The organism is Frigoribacterium sp. R86507 (assembly GCF_044597695.1).
GTDB lineage: Bacteria > Actinomycetota > Actinomycetes > Actinomycetales > Microbacteriaceae > Frigoribacterium.
The window spans coordinates 2,428,970-2,449,979 of sequence record NZ_CP139002.1 but is presented as its reverse complement, the minus strand read 5'-3'; the positions used below and the strand labels follow the sequence as shown (position 1 = coordinate 2,449,979).

Annotated in this window: 16 protein-coding genes and 1 other RNA gene; 12 read left to right on the top strand and 5 right to left on the bottom strand. The window is 68.4% G+C overall.

Annotated elements, in window-relative coordinates; all coding sequences use genetic code 11:
• Nucleotides 1-85: 85 nt before the first annotated feature.
• The 4 genes from ftsE (at nucleotide 86) to ssrA (ending at nucleotide 2,945) form a co-directional block, all read left to right on the top strand.
• Nucleotides 86-829, top strand: a complete 744-nt coding sequence (gene ftsE, locus SJY14_RS11545) for a cell division ATP-binding protein FtsE (RefSeq protein ID WP_043593759.1) — start codon at nucleotides 86-88, stop codon at nucleotides 827-829.
• Nucleotides 826-1,740: a permease-like cell division protein FtsX gene (gene ftsX, locus SJY14_RS11540; RefSeq protein ID WP_043593665.1), complete on the top strand. Its 915-nt coding sequence runs from the start codon at nucleotides 826-828 to the stop codon at nucleotides 1,738-1,740. Before ftsE ends, ftsX begins: the two co-directional genes overlap by 4 nt.
• 222 nt (nucleotides 1,741-1,962) lie before the next feature.
• Nucleotides 1,963-2,439 (top strand): SsrA-binding protein SmpB, encoded by a 477-nt coding sequence (gene smpB / locus SJY14_RS11535; protein WP_055971963.1) that lies wholly within the window; start codon nucleotides 1,963-1,965, stop codon nucleotides 2,437-2,439.
• Between the two features lie 128 nt (nucleotides 2,440-2,567).
• Nucleotides 2,568-2,945: a transfer-messenger RNA gene (gene ssrA / locus SJY14_RS11530) on the top strand.
• Between the two features lie 299 nt (nucleotides 2,946-3,244).
• Here the strand turns inward: ssrA and SJY14_RS11525 are convergent.
• Together SJY14_RS11525 and SJY14_RS11520 are read right to left on the bottom strand one after the other, a co-directional pair.
• The gene (locus SJY14_RS11525; RefSeq protein WP_396598973.1) at nucleotides 3,245-4,786 is read right to left on the bottom strand and encodes a hypothetical protein; all 1,542 of its coding nucleotides are present in this window, start codon (nucleotides 4,784-4,786) and stop codon (nucleotides 3,245-3,247) included.
• A gap of 238 nt (nucleotides 4,787-5,024) precedes the next feature.
• Nucleotides 5,025-5,909 (bottom strand): LacI family DNA-binding transcriptional regulator, encoded by an 885-nt coding sequence (locus SJY14_RS11520; RefSeq protein ID WP_396598972.1) that lies wholly within the window; start codon nucleotides 5,907-5,909, stop codon nucleotides 5,025-5,027.
• 41 nt (nucleotides 5,910-5,950) lie between these two features.
• Between SJY14_RS11520 and SJY14_RS11515 the strand changes: the two genes are divergently transcribed.
• The 8 genes from SJY14_RS11515 to SJY14_RS11480 all read left to right on the top strand — a co-directional run bounded on the left by SJY14_RS11515 (nucleotide 5,951) and on the right by SJY14_RS11480 (nucleotide 17,229).
• On the top strand, nucleotides 5,951-7,156 hold the full coding sequence (locus tag SJY14_RS11515) for an ROK family protein (RefSeq protein ID WP_396598971.1): 1,206 nt from the start codon (nucleotides 5,951-5,953) through the stop codon (nucleotides 7,154-7,156).
• A gap of 587 nt (nucleotides 7,157-7,743) precedes the next feature.
• Nucleotides 7,744-9,408 carry an ABC transporter substrate-binding protein gene (locus SJY14_RS11510; protein WP_071254143.1) on the top strand — a complete coding sequence of 555 codons (1,665 nt, stop codon included), beginning with the start codon at nucleotides 7,744-7,746 and terminating at the stop codon, nucleotides 9,406-9,408.
• Nucleotides 9,409-9,442: 34 nt separating this feature from the next.
• Entirely contained in the window at nucleotides 9,443-10,432 is a 990-nt protein-coding gene (locus tag SJY14_RS11505) for an ABC transporter permease (protein WP_396598970.1), read from the top strand.
• 10 nt (nucleotides 10,433-10,442) lie between these two features.
• Nucleotides 10,443-11,438 carry an ABC transporter permease gene (locus tag SJY14_RS11500; protein WP_071254141.1) on the top strand — a complete coding sequence of 332 codons (996 nt, stop codon included), beginning with the start codon at nucleotides 10,443-10,445 and terminating at the stop codon, nucleotides 11,436-11,438.
• Nucleotides 11,435-12,352: an ABC transporter ATP-binding protein gene (locus tag SJY14_RS11495; protein WP_396598969.1), complete on the top strand. Its 918-nt coding sequence runs from the start codon at nucleotides 11,435-11,437 to the stop codon at nucleotides 12,350-12,352. The genes SJY14_RS11500 and SJY14_RS11495 overlap by 4 nt, the downstream gene beginning before the upstream one ends.
• Nucleotides 12,349-13,164 (top strand): ABC transporter ATP-binding protein, encoded by an 816-nt coding sequence (locus tag SJY14_RS11490; RefSeq protein WP_055971980.1) that lies wholly within the window; start codon nucleotides 12,349-12,351, stop codon nucleotides 13,162-13,164. The genes SJY14_RS11495 and SJY14_RS11490 overlap by 4 nt, the downstream gene beginning before the upstream one ends.
• Before the next feature lie 192 nt (nucleotides 13,165-13,356).
• Nucleotides 13,357-16,071, top strand: coding sequence for a glycoside hydrolase family 2 protein (locus SJY14_RS11485; RefSeq protein ID WP_396598968.1), 2,715 nt, complete (start codon nucleotides 13,357-13,359; stop codon nucleotides 16,069-16,071).
• Between the two features lie 105 nt (nucleotides 16,072-16,176).
• Nucleotides 16,177-17,229 (top strand): LCP family protein, encoded by a 1,053-nt coding sequence (locus SJY14_RS11480; protein ID WP_396598967.1) that lies wholly within the window; start codon nucleotides 16,177-16,179, stop codon nucleotides 17,227-17,229.
• A 96-nt stretch (nucleotides 17,230-17,325) separates the two neighbouring features.
• Here SJY14_RS11480 and SJY14_RS11475 read toward each other — a convergent pair whose 3' ends face one another.
• Genes SJY14_RS11475 through SJY14_RS11465 form a run of 3 tightly spaced genes read right to left on the bottom strand, consistent with a single transcriptional unit; the run spans nucleotide 17,326 to nucleotide 20,997 of the window.
• On the bottom strand, nucleotides 17,326-18,561 hold the full coding sequence (locus SJY14_RS11475) for a lipopolysaccharide biosynthesis protein (RefSeq protein ID WP_396598966.1): 1,236 nt from the start codon (nucleotides 18,559-18,561) through the stop codon (nucleotides 17,326-17,328).
• Between the two features lie 13 nt (nucleotides 18,562-18,574).
• Nucleotides 18,575-19,900: an O-antigen ligase family protein gene (locus SJY14_RS11470; protein ID WP_396598965.1), complete on the bottom strand. Its 1,326-nt coding sequence runs from the start codon at nucleotides 19,898-19,900 to the stop codon at nucleotides 18,575-18,577.
• Nucleotides 19,901-19,911: 11 nt separating this feature from the next.
• Nucleotides 19,912-20,997: a glycosyltransferase gene (locus SJY14_RS11465; RefSeq protein ID WP_396598964.1), complete on the bottom strand. Its 1,086-nt coding sequence runs from the start codon at nucleotides 20,995-20,997 to the stop codon at nucleotides 19,912-19,914.
• Nucleotides 20,998-21,010: the final 13 nt, after the last annotated feature.

Genomic DNA, 21,010 nt, shown 5'->3' with positions numbered 1-21,010 from the left:
GCGGCTCCCAGCACATCCATAGCCGCCTCGCCGCAGCGAGTCGCTGCGGTGTTCGTCGCGGACCGCGCTTAGGGTGATCCCCGTCATGATTCGGTTTGATGAAGTCACCAAGGTCTACGTCGGCAACCCCCGACCCGCGCTGAACGCCGTCACCCTCGAGATCCTCAAGGGCGAGTTCGTGTTCCTCGTCGGGGCGAGCGGCTCCGGCAAGTCGAGCTTCCTGCGGCTCGTGCTGAAGGAAGAGAAGCCGTCCCAGGGGCAGATCCACGTCCTCGGCCAGCGTCTCGGCACCCTCTCGAGCCGCAAGGTGCCGTACTTCCGGCGCAACCTCGGCGTCGTGTTCCAGGACTTCCGGCTGCTGCCGCAGAAGAACGTCTTCGACAACGTCGCGTTCAGCCTGCAGGTCATCGGCAAGAGCAAGGGCTTCATCCAGGAGGCCGTCCCCGACGTCCTCAAGATGGTCGGCCTGGTCGGCAAGCAGCACCGCCTGCCGCACGAGCTCTCCGGCGGCGAGCAGCAGCGCGTCGCCATCGCCCGCGCGATCGTCAACAAGCCGGCGATCCTGCTGGCCGACGAGCCCACCGGAAACCTCGACCCCTCGACGAGCGCCGGCATCATGACCCTCCTCGAGCGCATCAACGCCGGCGGCACGACGGTCATCATGGCCACGCACGACGCCGGCATCGTCGACCAGATGCAGCGCCGGGTGATCGAGCTCAGCGCGGGCAACATCCTCCGCGACGAGCGCCACGGTGGCTACCAGACCCAGGCGGTGCCCATCCAGGCCATCGGGGTCGAGGACCTCAGCACGAGAGGAGCCGACGCATGAGACTCGGACTCGTCATGAGCGAGGTCGGCAGCGGCCTCCGTCGCAACGCCTCGATGGTCGTCTCGGTCGTGCTCGTCACGTTCATCTCGCTGACCTTCGTCGGCACCGCGGCCCTCCTGCAGATGCAGATCACGCAGATGAAGGGCTACTGGTACGACAAGGCCCAGGTCGCCGTCTACCTCTGCACCGACACCGACACGACCGGCAACTGCACCGGGGCGATGGCGACGAAGGACCAGATCGACGGCGTCCGCGCCCAGCTCGACAGCGACGTGCTGACGCCCTACGTCGACAAGTTCTACTTCGAGGACCAGACCCAGGCCTACGACCGCTTCAAGCAGCAGTTCGCCGACAGCCCGGCGACCGAGTTCGTGCAGCCGGCCTACCTCAACGAGACCTTCTGGGTGAACCTGAAGGACCCCACGCAGTCCGACGTTCTCACCGAGAGCCTGTCGAGCCTGGCCGGCGTCCAGAGCGTCGTCGACCAGCGTGGGTACCTCGACCCGATCTTCGCGGTGCTGAACGCGGCGAGCTACACGGCCATCGGCATCGCCTCGCTCATGCTGATCGCGGCCGTGCTGCTGATCGCCACGACCATCCGGTTGAGCGCGTTCAGCCGGCGACGAGAACTCGGCATCATGCGCCTAGTCGGTGCGTCCAACCGGTTCATCCAGACGCCGTTCATCCTCGAGGGGGTGATCGCGGCCCTCGTGGGCTCGTTGCTCGCGGGCGGGGCGATCATCGCGATCGTGAACTTCTTCGTGAAGGGCTACCTCGCGGTGACCTTCCAGGGCACGCCGTTCATCGGCCTGCGCGATGCCGCCCTCGTCGTGCCGATCGTCATCGTCGTCGGCATCCTGCTCGCGGCCCTCAGCGCGAACGTCGCCATCAGGCGTTACCTCAAGGTCTAGAAACCGGCCCCGTGAAGGAGGCGCGGTGCCCGTCAGTCGGGCACCGCGCCTCCCGCGGTGGAGCTGTGAGAATCGCGAAGCGATTCCGCGACCCCAGCGCCGAGGGAGCCTGCGACCGAGGGTCGGCATCAGGTGTGGAGAGGCTTTTGTCGTTCGACGTCTCCTGTATACTGAACGGCTGCCTGTCGGCAGCATCCCCACCCGAACGACCAGGAGGCCAGCGTGGCGAAAGAACGCGGTGAGAAGGTCGTGGCCACGAACCGCCGCGCGCGCCACGACTACACGATCGACACCACCTACGAGGCGGGCATCGTCCTGAGCGGCACCGAGGTCAAGTCGTTGCGGCAGGGCCGGGCGTCGCTGGTCGACGGGTACGCGTTCGTCGACGCCGGCGAGGCGTGGCTCGACGCGGTGCACATCCCCGAGTACACCGAGGGCACCTGGAACAACCACGCGCCCCGGCGCAAGCGCAAGTTGCTGCTGCACCGCCACGAGATCGACAAGATCGGGCAGAAGACCAAAGAGGGCGGCTTCACGGTCGTGCCGCTCAAGATCTACTTCAGCGACGGCCGGGCCAAGGTCGAGATCGCCCTCGCGAAGGGCAAGCGCGAGTACGACAAGCGTCAGACCCTGCGTGAACGCACCGCGACGCGCGAGGCGCAGTCGGCCATGTCGGCTCGCAAGCACCTGGGGGAGTGAGCGTCGGGCCGCCGGCCCCGCATCGGGGTCGGGCAGCGGTGGCGCGAGAGCTTCCGACGACGTAGACTGATGGGCCGCACGGAAACGTGCGTTGGTAATTCAAGAGCGTGTGACGACGGCCCCCTCATGGGGATGATCGGTTTCGACATCGCCTGTGTGCGAACGAGAAGCGGGCCGAGGATCCAGGGTTATCTCGTAAACGATCTCTGGAAAACAATAAGTGCCAATAACAAGCGCACTGACTTCGCTCTCGCTGCGTAAGCAGTAGAGCCACATGGAGTCCGTCAGTCTGGTGACCGCCTTCTAACCAGATCCTGACGTCATTTAGATGGCTTGCTGTGTGACTATGCCTGGGGGTCACACGGGACTTGCACTCGGGCTGGGCTCGTCGACCTAGAAGCCAGTAACAAAGGTCGGAGCCGAGCAGAACGCCTCATCTGGCTACGCCCGTAGAATGCGTGCAATCTCAGCGATGGACGGGGGTTCAATTCCCCCCATCTCCACCACCGGTCGTCGTCACACCCTCTCGAACACGAACGCCCCCGCCTGATCAGGCGGGGGCGTTCGTGCGTCCGCGGCTGTACGTTCTGCGCCCGCGCCTGCGCCCGCGCTCGCGCTCGCGCCCGCTCCTCGCGCGCTGACACCGTGGCGTTCATGTCGCACCACCGATGTGGTGTCGAACCACGCACATGGATGGTTCGACACCACATCGGTGGTGCGACCGCGACTGCGGGTGCGGCCGGACGCGGGACGGCCCCCGGCACTGCCGAAGCAGTGCCGGGGGCCGTCCTCGTGGTGCGGGTGGTTACTCGCCGGCCACGTCGGTGGTCGCGAGCTTCGCGCGGCGACGAGCGAGGACCATCAGCGTCGAGCCGAGCAGCAGGACGGCGGCGCCGATGCCGATGGCGGCCTCGGTGCCCTCGCTACCCGTGTACGCCAGGCCCGTGGTGCCGGTGGCGATCGGGGTGGCGGGCAGGGCTGCGGGCGTCACGGCGGCGACGAGGCTGAAGGCCACGTCGGCCGAGGGCGCCGAGACGATCGGGTCACCGGCGGCGTCGAGCACCGGCAGGCCGTCTGCGTCGAGCAGGAACGACACGGCGGCGGCCGTGTAGTCGTCCGGCGTCAGGGCGAGGGTGACGGTCCAGTTGCCGGCGGCGTCGACGACGATCGGGTCGGCGGGGTCGGCGGGCTCCGCAGCGGCGGCGGCCCGGCCGTTCTCGGCGGCCTCGAGCTCGTCGAGCTGGTCCGTCGGGATGACGGCGAGCAGGATGTTCGAGCCGGGGGTGCCGGTTCCCTCGAAGGTGACCTGGTCACCGACGACGACCTGGCCCTGGGTGGGCGAGGTGATGGCGGGCGCGTCGAGGACGACGTCGGTCGGGGGAACGGCGCCGACGGCGGGCAAGGCGAAGGTACGGGTGATGTCACCCGAACCGGCGCCGCCCGTGACCTGGGTCACGCGGACGGTCTGGGCCACGGTGGCGGTGTCGGGGTAGGTGTAGGCGAGCGACCACTGGCCGTCGACGACGGCGACGGCGCCGGTACCGGGGAGGCGGTTGCCGTCCGTGCCGAGCACGTTGACGGTCGACCCGGAGGTGCCGGTGCCCGAGAACGTGACGGTACGCGAGGCGGTCGTCGAGCCTGCGGCGGGGGTGACGACGTCGAGCGTCTGGCCCTGCGGCAGGACGAACGCGACGGGGGCGTCGCCGGTGCCGGCGCCGCCGGTGACCTGGGTCACGCGAACGCTCTGGTTGCGGTCGACGGTCTCGGGGTAGGTGTAGGCGAGCGACCACTGGCCGCCGACGACGGCGACGGCGCCGGTACCGGGGAGGCGGTTGCCGTCCGTGCCGAGCACGTTGACGGTCGACCCCGAGATGCCGGTGCCCGAGAAGGTGACGGTGCGCGAGGCGAGCTGCTGACCACCCACGGGTGCCGTGACCGAGAAGACCTCGGCCGGGGCGACGGCGGGCAGGACGAAGGCACGGGCCTGCGGGTCGCTGAAGCCGCTGCCGCCGTAGAGGCCGGTGACGTAGACGCTCTGGTTGACGGCATCGGTGTCGGCGTACGTGAGCGTCGTCGACCAGGTCGTCGAGTTGCCCGTGTTGATGCGGTCCGCGCGGGTGCCCGAGTCGTCGGTGCCCTTGAAGACGTCGACGGTGGCGCCTGCGGCGACCGTGCCGGACACGACGACGGTCCGCGACGTCGTGGTGGTGCCGGCCTCCGGGGTCGAGATGACCAGCGAGGCGGGGGCCGCCTGTGCGGCGGTGGTCGAGAGGAGAGCCCCTCCGAGGGCGAGCGTGAGGACGGCCGGGACGGCCACCGCACGGCGCCAAGAGAACTTGGTGATCACGTGGTGAGTGCTTTCTTGATCGGTGGTGCAAGCGTCATCGCTTGTCCGCCCACGGCCCAGTGCCGGGTGAGACACGCAGTGCCGGCCCGGAGGGCGGCACACCTCGAAGCTATAGACAACCTGAGAGAATCACACTGTTCGGTCCAGAAAACGTCGGGTGATTCGGAAGACACCCGCGCTCCACCCGTTCGCGGGGGCCAATCGGCGGGGAACCTGCTATCGACCCGTTCGGGGGCGGTCAGGCGGGTGCAGGCCCCGACGACCCCCGCCGCACGAGCGACGCGGGCGGCGCCTCGACCGACGCCACGTCCTCGCCCGCCAGCACGGCGAGCAGCATGCCGGCCGCCACCTCGCCGATGCGCTGCACGTCGTGGCTGACCGCCGACAGCGACGGTGTCGACAACTGGCACTGCGACGAGTCGTCCCAGGCGACGAGCGTCAGCTGCGTCGGCACCCCCACCCCGAGGCGCTGCGCCGCGGCGAGGCCGCCGAGCGCCATCTGGTCGTTGTCGAAGACGACGGCCGTCGGCGGCGTCGGCCCCGAGAGCAGACGCGAGAGGGCGGCCGCGCCGGCGTCCCACGAGTAGTCGCCCTCGATCGTCTCGACGACGGACGAGGAGGCGCGACTCGCGGCGACCAGCGCCTCCTGCCTCACCTGCGTGTGCAGCAGCGCCGCCGGGCCCGACACGTGCGCCAGTCGGCGGTGCCCGTCCGCGACGAGCGCGGCGACCGTGTCGCGCATGGCGACGCCGTCGCCGGTCCAGACGGCGGGCAGGTCACCCGAGAGCGCGGGGTCGCCGAGCACGACCGCGGGCAGGCCGAGCTCGCGCAGCAGGGCGGGGCGCGGGTCGTCGTCCGTGAGATCGACCAGCACCACCGCACCGAAGTCGCCCGAATCCGCCCACCGCCGGTAGGCCGCCAGCTCGGCGTCGCGGTCGGCGAGGGCCTGCAGCAACAGGGTGTGGCCCCGGGGTCGCAGCACGCGTTCGATGCCGGCGATCAGTTCGTGGTAGAACGGCTCCGCCCCCAAGATCTCGCCGGGGCGGACGAGGGCGAGACCGACGCGACGGCGGTCGCCCGGCCCGGCAGGGGCCACCCGGGTGTCGACGATCGAGTCGGTCATGCGCCCGAACCTACAGCCCCCGACAGGTCGGAGCGACGCCCGTGGTGACCCGCGACCCCGATCCGACCCCGCCGCAGACCAGCCGCGAACTCGTCGTCGACCTCGTGCGGTCCTCGGGCCCGATCAGCCGTGTCGAGCTCGCCCAGGCCAGCGGGTTGACGCAGGCGTCGATCTCGACGATCGTCCGGCGGCTGCTCGACGAAGGACTCGTCCGCGAGACCGGTCGGGCGGCGTCGACCGGCGGCAAGCCCCGCACCATGGTCGAGATCAACCCGCGGGCCGTCTACGGCATGGGCGTGCAGATCGGCGCGGACTCGCTCACCTACGTCGTCACCGACATGCGCGGGGGAGTCGTCGGCCGCCTGCAGGTCGACGCCGGCCCCGCCACGTCCGACGACGTCACGGCCGCCGCGGTCCGCATCGTGGACGGCTTCCACGACGTCGTCGGCAGCCTCGGCCTCGCGAGCGGGGCGGTGGCCGGGCTGGCCGTCGTCGGTCCGCGGGCGACCCTCGCGCACGGCGTCCGCACGGGCCCTCGCTCCACCGAAAGCGCTCTCCACGCCGGCCTGCACGCCGCGCTGGCCCTGCGCCTCGGCCTGCCCGTGATCGTCGACAACGACGCGGCGGCCGCAGCACTCGGCGAGTTCTGGAGCCGCCAGGTACCGCGCTCCGAGACTTTCGCCTGCGTGTACCTCGGCACGGGGGTTGGTTCGGGCATCGTGCTCGACGGAGCCCTGCACCGCGGCGCGAGTTCGGGCGCGGGCGAGCTCGGCCACGTCTCGATCGACCTCGACGGTGAGCCCTGCTACTGCGGCAACCGCGGCTGCCTCGAGCTCGCCGCGTCGCCGGGGGCCGTCGTCGCCCGGGCGCACCGCGACGCCGCCGCGTTCGACGACCTCGGCCTGACCTGGGCGCCGGGCGGGGTCGCGCGAGACTTCGACCTGCTCGCGCGCGCGGCGATCGCCGGTCACGTCGCGGCCGACGTGCTGGTGACGCGTGCTGCCGAGCAGTTGGCCGCGGGTGTCGTCACGCTCGCCAACCTGCTCGACCTCGACCGCGTCGTCCTGAGCGGCCCCGGGGTCGCGGTCGCCGGTTCGATCTACGCCCGCGCGGCCGTCGAGGCCCTGGCCAGGAGGGCGTTCTCGCGGGGCGTCCACACGACCCGGGTCGAGGTCTCGACCGACCCGCGCGACGCGGCCGCGATCGGTGCGGCCGCCCTCGTCGTGCAACGCGCCATCTCGCGCTGACCCCGCGGCGGTGCCCGGCCCCGGCCCGCGCCTCCTCGGGTCGGCGGCCCGGGCGGGCCCGCATGCGTTCGCACCGGGTTTCGTGCAGGGCACCGCGTCTAGTCGGGGTGCCGTGCACGAAACACGGTGCGGTGCGGGCCGGTGCGGCGCGGTGCGCCGCGCTGCGTTCGCCCGCGGCATGGGCGGGCCCGCATGCGTTCGCACCGGGTTTCGTGCAGCGCACCGCGTCTAGTCGGGGTGTTGTGCACGAAACGCGGTGTGGTGCTGTGCCGGGCCGGCCCGGCCGGCCCGGCCGGCGCTGTGCGGCGCACCGCGTTCGCCCGCGGCCCGGACGGGCCCGCGTGCCTTCGCACCGGGTTTCGTGCAGCGCACCGCGTCTAGTCGGGGTGCCGTGCACGAAACGCGGTGCGGTACGGCGCGGGGCGGGGCGGGGCGGTGCGGCGTGGCGCGGCGCATCAGGAGGCGCGGGTCACGATCCCGACACAGCCTCACGACTTTCTTGACTCGCTTACGTAAGTCGTCTAAGAAAGACCCCGGGACCAGGCGACGACGCCTGGCCAGACGAAGGGTCGACGATGCCTCTCTCCATGACCAACCGCCGACGGGCCGGGTTCGGCGCGATCGCGCTCGCGACCGCCGCGGGCCTCGCGCTCACCGGCTGCACCGCCTCGAGCGGCGGCGACGAAGGCGGCATCACCGCCAACACGGGCCCGGCGGGTGACCTGACGGCCAACTTCAACCCGTTCTCGGCCACGGCAGACAGCACCTCGCAGGGCCTGCTCTACGAGCAGCTCTTCTACTACAACGTGCTCACCGGTGCCGACCCCAAGCCGATGCTGGGTGAGAAGTACGAGTGGAACGACGACGGCACCGAGCTGACGGTCGACCTGCGCACCGGCGTGCAGTGGAGCGACGGCGAGGACTTCACGGCCGACGACGTCGCGTACACGTTCCAGACGATGCTCGACAAGCCCGAGCTGAACCGCGTCGGCTTCGAGGGCACCGTCGAGGCCACGGACGACGACACGGTGGTCTTCACCTTCGCCGACACGTCGTTCGTCAAGGGCCCGGACATCCTCGGCCAGGCCGCGATCGTGCCCGAGCACGTCTTCTCCGAGCTCTCCGACATCGCGACCGACCCGGTCGAGAAGCCGATCGGCACCGGCCCGTACATGCTCGACACCTTCACCCCGCAGAGCTACGTCTACAAGGCGAACCCGAACTACTGGCAGTCGGGCAAGCCCGAGGTCAAGAGCATCCGCTACATCGCCCTGGCGAACAACACCTCGGCGACCGACGCGATCGTCGGCGGCGACCTCGACTGGTCGAGCATCTTCATCCCCGAGGCCGACAAGGTGCTCGGCAGCAACCCCGACGTCAGCTACGTCGCGACCCCGCTGCAGCAGATCACGCTGATGACCTGCTCGAACGCCGACCTCGGCTGCACCGGCCCGCAGACCGACCCGGCCGTGCGTCAGGCGATCTACAAGGCGATGAACCGCGACCAGCTGAACGACCTCGCCTTCTCGGGCACGAACAAGCAGATCTCGCCCACGTTCATGACCCTCGGTCGTGACGACGACTACATCAGCCCCGACGTCGAGAAGGAGACGCCGATGACGGCCGACACCGAGGGGGCCGACGCGCTGCTGCAGTCCGCCGGCTACGCGAAGGGCTCCGACGGCATCTACGCCAAGGACGGGCAGAAGCTGCAGCTCGAGATCCAGGTCGTCACGGGCTACTCGGACTACATCGCGGCGATCGACGCCATGGCCGAGCAGCTGCGCGCGGTCGGCATCGAGATCACGCAGAGCGCCAAGTCGTACAACGAGTGGGTGGCCGCCCGCAACAACGGGCAGTTCCAGCTGACGATGGACTCGCTCGGCCAGGGCCCCTCGACCGACCCGTACTACCTCTACAACGGCAACTTCGACTCGACGACGACCTCGCCGGTGGGTGAGCAGGCGATCAACAACTTCGCCCGTTACTCGAACCCGACCGTCGACGCCGCGATCGTCGCGGCCGAGCAGACCGACGACGTCGCCGCCAAGACCGAGCAGTACTTCACGATCCAGAAGGAGATCGTGAAGGACATGCCGTACATCCCCGTGCTGCTGCAGTCGACGCTGACCGAGTTCAACAGCTCGAAGGTCACCGGCTGGCCGACCGGCGACGACGACACCGAGAACTTCCCGGCGACGTGGAAGACCTGGGACAACGCCCAGACCGTCCTGAACCTGAAGCTCAAGTGATCGTGGTCGGAACCCGGAAGGTCAGGAGGCGCGGGTGAGGTACGTCGCCCAGAAGGTCGGCTTCTACGCGGTCGCGTTGTTCGCGGCGCTGACGCTGAACTTCTTCATCCCGCGGTTGCTGCCCGGTGACCCGGTGGACATCCTGCTGGCCAAGATGCAGCAGAAGGGCCCGGTCAGCGAGGCGACCGTGACCAGCCTGCGCCTCCTTCTGGGTTCCGACTCGGACGAACCGCTGTTCTCGCAGTACGTGCAGTACCTCGGCAACCTGGCCCGGGGGGACCTCGGCATCTCGGTGTCGTACTTCCCGGCCGGGGTGTCGACCATCATCGGCCAGGCCATCCCGTGGACGATCGCGCTGATCGGCATCGCGACCGTCTTGTCGTTCGTCTTCGGGGTGGGCCTCGGCACCCTCGCCGGGTGGAAGCGCGGCTCGGTGCTCGACAACTTCATCCCGGTGACGACGATGTTCCAGGCGGTGCCGTACTTCTGGCTCGCGCTCATCCTGTTGTACGTGTTCGGCAGCATCCTGCGGGTGTTCCCGCTGTCGGGCGGCTACAACGTGTACGAGGCGACGCCGGGCCTCAACTGGACGTTCGTCCAGAGCGCGGTGCTCTACGGCACGCTGCCGGCGCTGACGATCATCATCTCGTCGGTCGGCGGCTGGCTGCTCGGCATGCGCAACATGATGGTGTCGACCCTCAGCGAGGACTACATCGTCACCGCCGAGGCCAAGGGCCTGTCGCCGATGCGCATCCGCCAGTCGTACGCGGCCCGCAACGCCGTGCTGCCGCAGTTCGCCGGCTTCGCGATCTCGCTGGGGTTCGTCGTCTCGGGGTCGATCGTCACCGAGCAGGTGTTCTCGTACCCGGGCATCGGCAACGCGCTGTTCACGGCGACGCAGAACAACGACTACGCGCTGATGCAGGGCATCTTCCTGGTCATCACCCTCGCCGTGCTGGGGACGAACTTCATCGTCGACCTGATGTACGGCTTCATCGACCCGCGCACGCGCGCCAAGCGTTAGGACGACGAGCATGTCCACGATCGACCTCGGCCAGCTCGCCGACCCGAACTCGCCCACCGGCGACAGCGGCGCGGGCACCGGCCGGAAGGGCCTGAAGCGGGTCTTCCCGCACGTGACGCCGAAGCTCTGGGTGGGGGCGGGCATGATCGCCGCCATCGCCCTGTTCGGCCTGATCTTCCCGTTCGTCGTGCAGAATCCGCAGGCGATCAGCGACGTCGGCCTCAGCGGGCCGAGCGGCGACCACCTGCTCGGTACCACGCAGACCGGGCAGGACGTCTTCGCCCAGCTCGCCTACGCCACCCGCGGCTCGCTGCTGATCGGGGTGCTGGTCGGCGTCGTCGCGATGGCGCTCGCCATCGTCTTCGGCGTGATCGGCACCTACGTCGGCGGGTTCGTCGACGAGGCGTTCTCGCTGTTCTCGAACGTCGTGCTGGTGATCCCCGGCCTGCCGCTCGCGATCATCGTGTCGAGCTACGTGCCGCAGAAGGGGCTCGTGGTGATCGCCTTCGTGATCGTCATCACGAGCTGGGCGGCCAGCGCCCGGGTGCTGCGCGCCATCACCCTGAGCCTGCGGTCGCGTGACTACGTCGCGGCGTCGCGGGTGTCGGGCGAGAAGACCTGGCGCATCGTCGCCGTCGAGATCCTGCCCAACGTGCTGCCGGTGCTCGCGAGCCAGTTCCTGTTCGCGGTGATCTTCGCGATCCTCGCCGAGGCGGGCCTGTCGTTCCTGGGGCTCGGCGTCTCGGGGCAGTTCACCTGGGGCTCGATGCTGTACTTCGCCCAGAACGGCCTCGCGCTGCGACTCGGCGCCTGGTGGTGGTTCGTGCCGCCGGGGCTGATGATCGCCCTGCTCGGTTGCGCGCTGTCGCTGATGAACTTCGCCATCGACGAGATCATCAACCCGAAGCTGCGCGACCAGACCCGGGCCGGCGTCAGCCGGGCCGACCGCAAGCGACTGGCGCGGGCCGAGGCCGCCGCCGGCACCACCGAGGGGGCCACCGCATGAGCACCGTCCTGACCGTCGAGGACTTCAGCGTCGACTACGCCGTCGAGCACCCCGTGCACGCCGTCAAGAACGTCAGCTTCGAGCTGGCCCGTGGCGAGATCCTCGGCCTGGCGGGGGAGTCGGGCTGCGGCAAGACGACGCTCGCCTACGGCATCAACCGGCTGCTCAAGTCGCCGGCCGTCATCACGGGCGGGCGGGTGGTCTTCCACGACGCCGAGGGGTCCGACATCCTGCTGCCCGAGCTCGACGACAAGGCGCTGCGGGCGTTCCGCTGGGACAAGCTGTCGATGGTGTTCCAGGGGGCGATGAACGCGCTCAACCCGGTCACGACGATCCAGGCACAGCTCGAGGACGTCTTCAAGACGCACCGGCCGTACTGGAAGAAGGGCGACCGCGTCGAGCGGGCGGGCAAGCTGCTCGAGACCGTCGGGGTCGATCGCAGCCGGTTGAAGTCGTATCCGCACGAGCTGTCCGGCGGCATGCGCCAGCGCGTGATGATCGCGATGGCGCTCGCCCTCGGCCCGCAGATGATGATCATGGACGAGCCGACGACCGCCCTCGACGTCGTCGTGCAGCGCGAGATCCTGCGCGAGATCAAGCGGTTGCGCGACGAGCTCGGCTTCGCGGTCATCTTCATCACGCACGACCTGCCGCTGCTGCTCGAGATCAGCGACCGCATCGCCGTGATGCGCGCGGGCGAGATCGTCGAGATCGGCGAGTCCACCGAGCTCTACACGAACCCGCAGCACGACTACACGAAGAAGCTGCTCGGGTCGTTCCCGAGCCTGACCGGCGACCGCGGGGCGTTCATCCGCAGCGGGGTCGACGAGACGGCCGGGGGCGACGCGACCCGCGCCTCCTCGGGGCGCGAGCAGGCGACGTCCGTCGCCACGAGTACAGGAGGCGCGGCGTGAGCACGCTCGAGTTCCGCAACGTCGTCAAGGACTACCGGGTGCGCGGGGGACGGGGTGAGAAAGGTCGCCTCCGCGCGGTGAACGACGTCAGCTTCACGCTCGAGGCTGGCAAGACGGTCGCCCTGGTCGGGGAGAGCGGCAGCGGCAAGTCGACGATCGCCAAGATGTTGCTGCAGCTCGAACGTCCGACGAGCGGGTCGATCGTGCTCGACGGCGCGGTCGCTCCCCGACACGGCGAGGCGCTGCGGCGCTACCGCAGCGACGTGCAGATGGTGTTCCAGGACCCGTTCGCGTCGCTCAATCCGTTCCACTCGATCGGGCACCACCTGGCGCGGCCGCTGCTGCTGCACGGCAAGGCGACCCGCTCGACGGTCGACGAGAAGGTGCGCGAGCTGCTCGGGCGGGTTCAGCTCGGCCCGGCCGCCGACGTCGCCGCGCGTCGACCGCACGAGCTGTCGGGCGGGCAGCGGCAGCGCGTGGCGATCGCGCGGGCCCTGGCGCCCGAGCCGCGCATCCTGATCGCGGACGAGCCCGTGTCGATGCTCGACGTGTCGATCCGGCTCGGGGTGCTCAACCTGCTGGCCGAGCTGCAGCGACAGGAGGACCTGGGCGTGCTCTACATCACGCACGACCTGGCGACGGCCCGACACTTCTCGGACGAGATCCTCGTGATGTACAAGGGACAGGTGGTCGAGCGGGGGACGCCCGACGACGTCATCCTGAACCCGCAGCACCCGTACACGCAGCAGCTCGCCGAGGCCGCGCCCGACCCCGAGAAGCGCATCGCCGAACGGCGCGCCGCCCGCACCTGACCGGCACCGCGCCTCCTGCCGTCCGCCTCCTCACCCGGATCGCGCCGCACCTCCACATCCCGGCCCCACCCATCCAGCCATGAACCCGGTTTCGAGCGCTGCACCCCGTTGCTTCCGGGTGTTTCGTTCGAAACTGGGTTCATCGCCGGGTGAGTCCGACTCCACGCCACACCCTCGATCGCTGGGAGCGACATGAGCACCACCGAGACCTCCACCACCACGGCCACCGGCACCACGGCCACCGGCACCACGGACAGCGCGACGCAGCGCACAGCACGCACCCTCCACACCGGGTGGAGCCTGCGCAGCACCGCCGGCCCCGTGCCTCCCGAGATCGCGGCCGTCGACGTGCCCGCGACCGTCCCGGGCACTGTGCACACCGACCTGCTGGCGGCCGGACTGATCGTCGACCCGTACCTGGACGCGAACGAGCACCTGCTCGCGTGGATCGGGCAGGCCGACTGGTCGTACACGTCGACCTTCGACTGGCAGCCCGACGGGCACGACCGCCACGAGCTGGTCTTCGCGGGCCTCGACACGGTGGCCACCGTGCTGCTCAACGGCGAGGTGGTGGCCGAGACGCGCAACCAGCACCGCACCTACCGGGTCGCGGTCGACGGCCGGCTGCGCGAGGGGTCGAACGACCTCGAGGTACGTTTCGGCTCGCCGGTGGCCTACGCCGACGCGCAGAGCCTGGCGCTCGGCTACCGGCCGCACGTGAACCACCACCCCTACAACGCGATCCGCAAGATGGCGTGCAGCTTCGGCTGGGACTGGGGCCTCGACACGGCGACCTCGGGCATCTGGAAGCCCGTGACGCTCGAGTCGTGGTCGTCGGTGCGGCTGGCGGCCGTGCGTCCGGTCGTGACGGTCGACGGGGCGCGGGGCGTCGTCGACGTGCACGTCGACCTCGAGCGCGCCGTCGCCTCGGGCGAGGCCGGCTTAGGCGCCGGCTCCGAGCCCGGCGTCGGGGGCACTGCCGGGCCGGTGACGGTCCGGGCGACCGTCGGCGACGTCACGCAGGAGGCGCGGGTCGAGCCGGGCGCGGACTCCGCGGTCCTGCAGGTGGTCGTCGACGACCCCGAGCTGTGGTGGCCGAGGGGTCACGGCGGGCAGCCGCTCTACGACGTGAGGGTCTCGGTGACCGGGGGAGCGGGCGGGGACGCGAGCCGCGCCTCCTCGGGGGGTGACGGCGACGGGGTCGACGCGACCCGCGCCTCCTCGGGTGTCGACGCGCCGGGCGACGAGGCGTCGGGCGCCGAGGCGCCGACCGGCGGGGGCTCGGCCGGAGCGGTGCTCGACGAGTGGTCGTCGCGGATCGGTTTTCGCACGGTCGAGGTGCAGGTCGACCCCGACGAGGTCGGCACGAGCTTCAGGGTCGTGGTGAACGGCGAGCCGCTGTGGATCAAGGGGGCGAACTGGATTCCCGACGACGCGTTCCCGCACCGCATCGGGCATGACCGCTACCGGGAGCGCATCGAGCAGGCCGAGTTCGGCAACGTGAACCTGCTGCGGGTGTGGGGTGGCGGCATCTTCGAGTCGGACGACTTCTACGAGCTGTGCGACGAGCGGGGCATGCTCACCTGGCAGGACTTCCTGTTCGCCTGTGCGGCCTACGCGGAGGAGGACCCGCTGCGCGGCGAGGTCGAGGCCGAGGTGCGCGACAACGTGACGCGGCTGATGACGCACCCGAGCCTGGTGCTCTGGACGGGCAACAACGAGAATATCTGGGGTCACGACGAGTGGGGCTGGGAGCGTCGGCTCGACGGGGCGACCTGGGGGCTGGGCTACTACCTCGACCTGCTGCCGGCGTTGGTGGGCGAGCTCGACCCGGGGCGTCCCTACGCGGCGGGCAGCCCCTGGTCGGGCAGCCTGGACGTGGCGCAGAGCGACCCCGACCACGGGTCGGTGCACCTGTGGGAGCAGTGGAACCGCAAGGGCTACCCGACCTACCGTGACGTCGTGCCGCGGTTCGTGGCCGAGTTCGGCTGGCAGGGGCCGCCGACCTGGTCGGCGATGACGCGGGCGATCCACGACGAGCCGCTGACCCCCGAGTCGCCCGGCATGATCGTGCACCAGAAGGCGATGCAGGGCAACGACAAGCTGACCGACGGGCTGCTGGCGCACTACCGGCTGCCCGACGAGATCGAGGCGTGGCACTGGGCGATGCAGCTGAACCAGGCGAACGCGGTGCAGGTGGCGCTCGAGCACTTCCGGTCGCACGCTCCGCGGTGCATGGGGGCCGTGGTGTGGCAGATCAACGACTGCTGGCCGGTGACGTCGTGGGCCGCGGTCGACGGCGACGGGCAACGCAAGCCGTTGCTCTACGCGATGCGGCACGCGTTCGCGGACCGGCTGGTGACGATCCAGCCGCGGGACGGCGGACTCGCGGCCGTGGTGGTCAACGACACCGAGGAGGCGCTGGTCGGCCCGCTCACGCTGCGGCGCGTCGCGTACGACGGTCGCGTCCTCGCCTCGGAGCAGGTGTCGCTCACGGTGGCGGCTCGCGACACGGTGACCGTGCCGGTGCCCTCGACGGTGGCGGAGTTCGGGGCGCCCGAGTCGGAGCTGCTCGTGGCCTCGACGCCCGGGGTCGCGCGCGGACTGTGGTTCCCGGTCGAGCCGCGGGACTCGGCGCTCGCCGCGGCGTCGCTGTCGACGTCGGTGACGATGCTGGCCGAGGGGTCGGGCGCGGGCTACCGGGTCGAGGTGACGGCGGGTTCGCTCGTGCGCGACCTGGCGCTGCTCGTCGACAAGGTCGATCCCGCGGCGACGGTGGACGAGATGATCGTGACCCTGCTGCCCGGCGAGACGGCCGTGTTCACGGTGTCGTCCGACGTGGCCGGCGTGGGGGAGGAGCTCGTCTCGGGGCGGGTGCTGCGCACGGCGAACGAGCTGGTCGGGTGAGGGTGGCCCCCGTTCGGGGCGGGAGCCGAGGAGTTTTCGACTCCTTGTTATAGTCGGGTGAGCTTTGGCCGAGATTCGTGACCAAGTGCCAGGGGAGCAAGCCGCATGAGCGACATCTTCACTCTGACGCCCGACGAGGGCGACGGTGACGAGCCGACCCCGCAGAAGAAGCGCAAGCGGCGCCGGTCGAAGCCGGTCATCGCACTGATCACGCTGGCCTCGGTGCTGGTCGGGGTGCTGGTGGTCGTCGGGGTCGTCGGCGGTGTCTACGCGTCGCGACTGGCGAACTCGTTCAACGACAACGCGACGAAGATCGAGCAGGCCTTCCCCGAGGAGTCCACGCGTCCGGCGCCGGCACCCGACGGGGCGATGAACATCCTGCTGATGGGTTCGGACTCCCGAGCCGACGCGACGACGATCGACGACGCCTCGTCGTCGGACCAGCGGACCGACTCGATGATGCTGGTGCACGTCGACGCGGACCGCGAGAACGTCTACGTGATGTCGATCATGCGCGACCTCTACGTGCCGATCCCCGGCCACGGCTCGAACAAGATCAACGCGGCCTTCGCCTACGGCGGCTCGCCCCTGACCGTCCAGACCGTCGAGCAGCTGCTCGGCGTCCGCATCGACCACGTCGCCATCATCGACTTCGAGGGCTTCAAGGGCATGACGACTGCGCTGGGCGGGGTCGACGTGTTCTCGCCGCAGGCGTTCTCGACGAAAACTGGGTTCTCATATCCTGCGGGTCTCAACAAACTTGAGGGGGACGCAGCTCTGGCATTTGTGCGTGAGCGTTACGCCTTTGCTGACGCCGACTTCACACGAGTGAAGAACCAGCAGGCGTTCGTGAAGGGCCTGGCGAACACAATTCTGAGTCGATCGACACTCACCGATCCGGGCAAGATCTCTAGTTTCGTCACGGCTATGTCGCCCTACTTGACTGTCGACAAGGAGTTCGACGTCGGAACCATCGCCTCCCTCGGCTTCAGTCTTCGCGCAATAGACGGCTCGAAGATGCACTTCTTCACAATCCCCACGGCCGGCACCGGTTCTATCGGGGGGCAATCCATCGTCAACATCGATCAGGTGGGTCTTGACGCGGTCAAGGTTGGATTGGCTGGCGACACGCTGGAGACCTTTCCAGCCGCTCAATAAGGTGGTGGAGCAGCTCAGGTCACTGAGACAACCTTGATCCCGTTGCGTAAGGGAACAGTCGAGATCACGTCAATGACGACCGAGCCACCAGGGCCATCAAACGGATGGTGTCGAGGGACGTGCCTCAGGCACGCCGAACCACCGCGGCAGGCGCAGTGCGAGTAGGCCTGCCTGGACGGCGAATGACACGGCCAGCCCGATCGCCGCGCCGGTTGCTCCGAAGGACAATCCTCCGACCCCTACCAGGACGAGACACACCGCCGTCGAGACAGTCGAGATGATGCCAACGGCATGTTGATCTCCCCAACCCTGCAAGACCGAAGTCAGCATTGACGCCGCAGATCCGAAGACCATTCCACCGAGGACGATCTGTACGGCCGTGATAGCTCCTTCGTACTCGGCCCCCAACACAGCGACCAAAGCGAATGGGGTGGCGAAAGCGATGGCGATGTACGGAAGGGACATAAGAGTCACGGACAGGCCGATCGTCCGGAGGGCTGATTTTCTCGTGGCAAGGGTCGCGTCAGGCTGGCTGGCAGCCGGAAGCATGATTACGGCTAGCGATTGTGGGAGCAACCGGAGCGGGCCGGTCAGGCGTGCCGCAGCCGCGTAAAAGCCGCCGGCGGTGACGCCTCCTACGGCCGCGACGATAGCGACGTCGAAGTTTCGAAGTTGAGATGACAAGGAATTGACGAAGAACGGGAACGCGGCTCGCAGCGTCGCCTCGGTGGTTGCGAGCGGTCCGCTGAGGTCGACGCTTTTTCGGATGTATGCGTGCGAGGCGAAAGCCGCACAAATTCCCGTCAGCCCCATGGCTATCCCGAACGCGAGCGCGGGGGTCAGGAATGCAACGAACCCGAGAGGAATGTAGATGAGCAGGGCCCCGGCACGCCGCAAGACCAGGTTCAAGGTATGCGCCCACGCTTGCCCGTCCGAAAGAGCGATACCGAGTCTGACATCAGCGTTTCGTTCTGCTGCCATACCAATAGCCAGGGGCACGAAGACGAGGAAACTCGCGTCCACCTGCCATGCCAAGAATGACAGCAGCAGCGTCGAGCAGACGGCCATGGCCAACGTGGCTCGTTGACTTATGTAAAGTGCGCGAGTCAGACGTCCATTGTCCCTGGCTGCGGCCCTCTCACGGATGACGAAGGTGCCGAGACCTAGATCGAACACGTTTTGAACGACGACACCGATTCCGAACACCGCCGAGAAGATCGCAAATTGGTCCGGTCCGGCCTGTCTGGCTACCAGGAGCAAGAGAAGAGCCTGGAGCAGCGACGCAGCGATCCTGCCCCCGGCCACCCAGGCGAACTGACGCCTCAAGACCACATCTCCTGATCCGTCACAGGAAGATGTCCCCACTGTTGCGGCCGCCCGGACCCGGCATGCGTGTCAGCGCCGCAGACGAGCCGGCGCCGCCTCCCGTTACCGGACTGCCTGCGACGGGGCCCCGGGTGATTACTCGGCCGCGTCTTGCCGGCCGACGGCGTGCTCTTCTGCTCGCGGCCGACTCTGACTTGCCGATGAATCTTCTGCAGGACAGAGCCAGGGCAATCGAGAGCCATAGCAAGCGGTTACCGACGATGTCGCTGCTGAACTGGGCGCTGACGAGCGCATAGATCAAGATCACCAGAACTGGTGTGAGAACGGCGTGCCCGGCGGCAGCACCCCACGCGCGCTTGAGGCTGACGAGCACGAGGAGAGCCACCGCGAGAAGGGCGAAGATGCCGCCCTCGACGAAGACCTCGAGGAAGACATTGTGAGGATAGAGACCCTGGGTGTCGGTCACGCCGAAGTCCACGATGTACTGACCCAAACGGCCCCATCCGATGCCGAGAGGATTGGCCAACGCTAATGCCAGCGATTCTTCGTACAGGAGGCTTCGCCCAGAGTCGGACGCGCTCAGAATGCGGCTTAGACCAGACCCGCCGATGAACCCCGCAAAGCTGGAACCCAGGATTGCGACGGTTGCCACGACGGCGAGTGCTCTGAAGCTCATCCGCCTGTTGACAGCCATTAAGAGCAGGAGCGCCGCGAAAGCCGCGCCTATTGCGACCAAGGGGCCGCGGCTGCCGGTCGCGACGACGACGACGACACCTATCGAAGCAGCTGCGAGAAGAGGGACCAGGGATCGAACGCGTTTCCGAGGCGACGCGAAGATATAGATCAGGGCCAGGATTGTCGCCAGCCCGGCCGCTCGACCTACTCCGATGGGATTGAGCCCGAGGAAGGTGAGGCGCCCGGCTTCGTCGGGTGCCCCCAGGAGGAGCGTGCCAATCGAGAAGAGCGAGCACACGGTGAGGAGTACGACACTCAGTGTGGAAACGAGCCAGGCCAGGTCGTCCACAGCGGAAGCCGCGACGATGATGAGAAGCATGACGCAGAGGGCTTGCAACTTGGTCACACCGTAGGGGGTCATGTCCTGGGACAGGAAGCCCGGAAGACACAGGGTGAAGAACAGTAAGCCTTGCCACCAAGCTGCGAGTCGCTGCCCGACGGTAGCGAGCCGCAGAAGAATGACGCCGACGGTGAGTCCTAGGGCAAGCGTGAAGTAATCGACCCGGAGAGCCTCGCGTATGGAGAGCGACAGCACCAGGTTGCCTATGCCGACGAGCGAAAATGCGACAACCAGGAGCCCGTCCAGGACGCGAGCCGGCCTCTTCGCCACCGCAGATGCCCTCACCGTGATCTCCGACGGGCCAAGATGCGGGCACTGATGGCACGCGCTTGTGAGGACGCGGACCAGCGCGTAATGACCTCTAGCCTCGCGGCTTCGGCCAGTGCTGAATCGTCTCGCGACGGCAACCAACGTTCGATGGCTGCAGCAAGCGCGGCGACGTCCCCCTTTGGATACCGCGAACCGGTGACTCCAGGTTGGATCGCCTCAGCTTCCGGCATCTGGCCGTAGTCGTCGTCATCTGTGATGACCGGCACGCCGTGGCTCAGGCTCTGAATGACACTTAGGCCAGCGGCGGCGGGAATGACCGTGGCCCGCAGGTGCGAGTAGACAATTCTGAGATCTGACTCCGCATAGACGGCACCGAGGAACACGACTCGGACACCTGTGGCCTCTGCCAATTGCTGAAGCCTCTGGAGTTCCGGCCCCTCCCCGGCCAAGATCACTTGGACATCTCGACCTCGTTCCTTGAGTAGACCCACGGCTTGGATGAGGAGGTCGATTCTTTTCGTCGGGTTGAGCCTGACGACGGCGCCCACTGCGCACGACGCATCGCGCAACTGCCCCTCGACGGACCCGTCAGACGTCGCCGTCTCCTGGTGCGAACTGACGTGGCTGTTGTAGATGACGGTCATTCGACCTGGGGTGTATCCCATCGCCGCCCCGATCTTCTTGCCGACGTTGCCGTACAAGAGCAATTCACCGGCCATGCCGTAGAAGAGGAGCCGGAGGCGCTTGAGGATGCCCTTCTCTGGGCGGTGCCAACCGATGGTCCAGAAAAGTACGTCCTTACGCGTGAATCGACCGGCTAGAGCTCCCAGCCACGTGGAAAAGCTCCATACATCGCCGAGAAAGACCAACGTGTCAAAACGCGAACTGAGCGCGAGACCCAGGATTTTGGTCTGGTAAGAAAACCGGCGGAAATACGTCGTTCTCGTCGCAACATGTCTCTTGAAGCGTTCGGGCGGAATGCTCGCGACGCCGTTCCTGCCCTTAGTTGCCGACGCGAAGGTCACGTCGAGACGTTCATCGGTGTCGAGAGCCGAGAAGACTCCATAGCGGTAGTGATGCATGAAGGGATAGGCCACGAGGACCCTGACC

Coding starts and splice junctions, on each gene's coding strand:
- ftsE (WP_043593759.1), top strand. CDS start 86: ATGATTCGGTTTGATGAAGTCACCAAGGTCTACGTCGGCAACCCCCGA.
- ftsX (WP_043593665.1), top strand. CDS start 826: ATGAGACTCGGACTCGTCATGAGCGAGGTCGGCAGCGGCCTCCGTCGC.
- SJY14_RS11520 (WP_396598972.1), bottom strand. CDS start 5,909: ATGACCGACTCGATCGTCGACACCCGGGTGGCCCCTGCCGGGCCGGGC.
- SJY14_RS11510 (WP_071254143.1), top strand. CDS start 7,744: ATGACCAACCGCCGACGGGCCGGGTTCGGCGCGATCGCGCTCGCGACC.
- SJY14_RS11500 (WP_071254141.1), top strand. CDS start 10,443: ATGTCCACGATCGACCTCGGCCAGCTCGCCGACCCGAACTCGCCCACC.
- SJY14_RS11495 (WP_396598969.1), top strand. CDS start 11,435: ATGAGCACCGTCCTGACCGTCGAGGACTTCAGCGTCGACTACGCCGTC.
- SJY14_RS11485 (WP_396598968.1), top strand. CDS start 13,357: ATGAGCACCACCGAGACCTCCACCACCACGGCCACCGGCACCACGGCC.
- SJY14_RS11480 (WP_396598967.1), top strand. CDS start 16,177: ATGAGCGACATCTTCACTCTGACGCCCGACGAGGGCGACGGTGACGAG.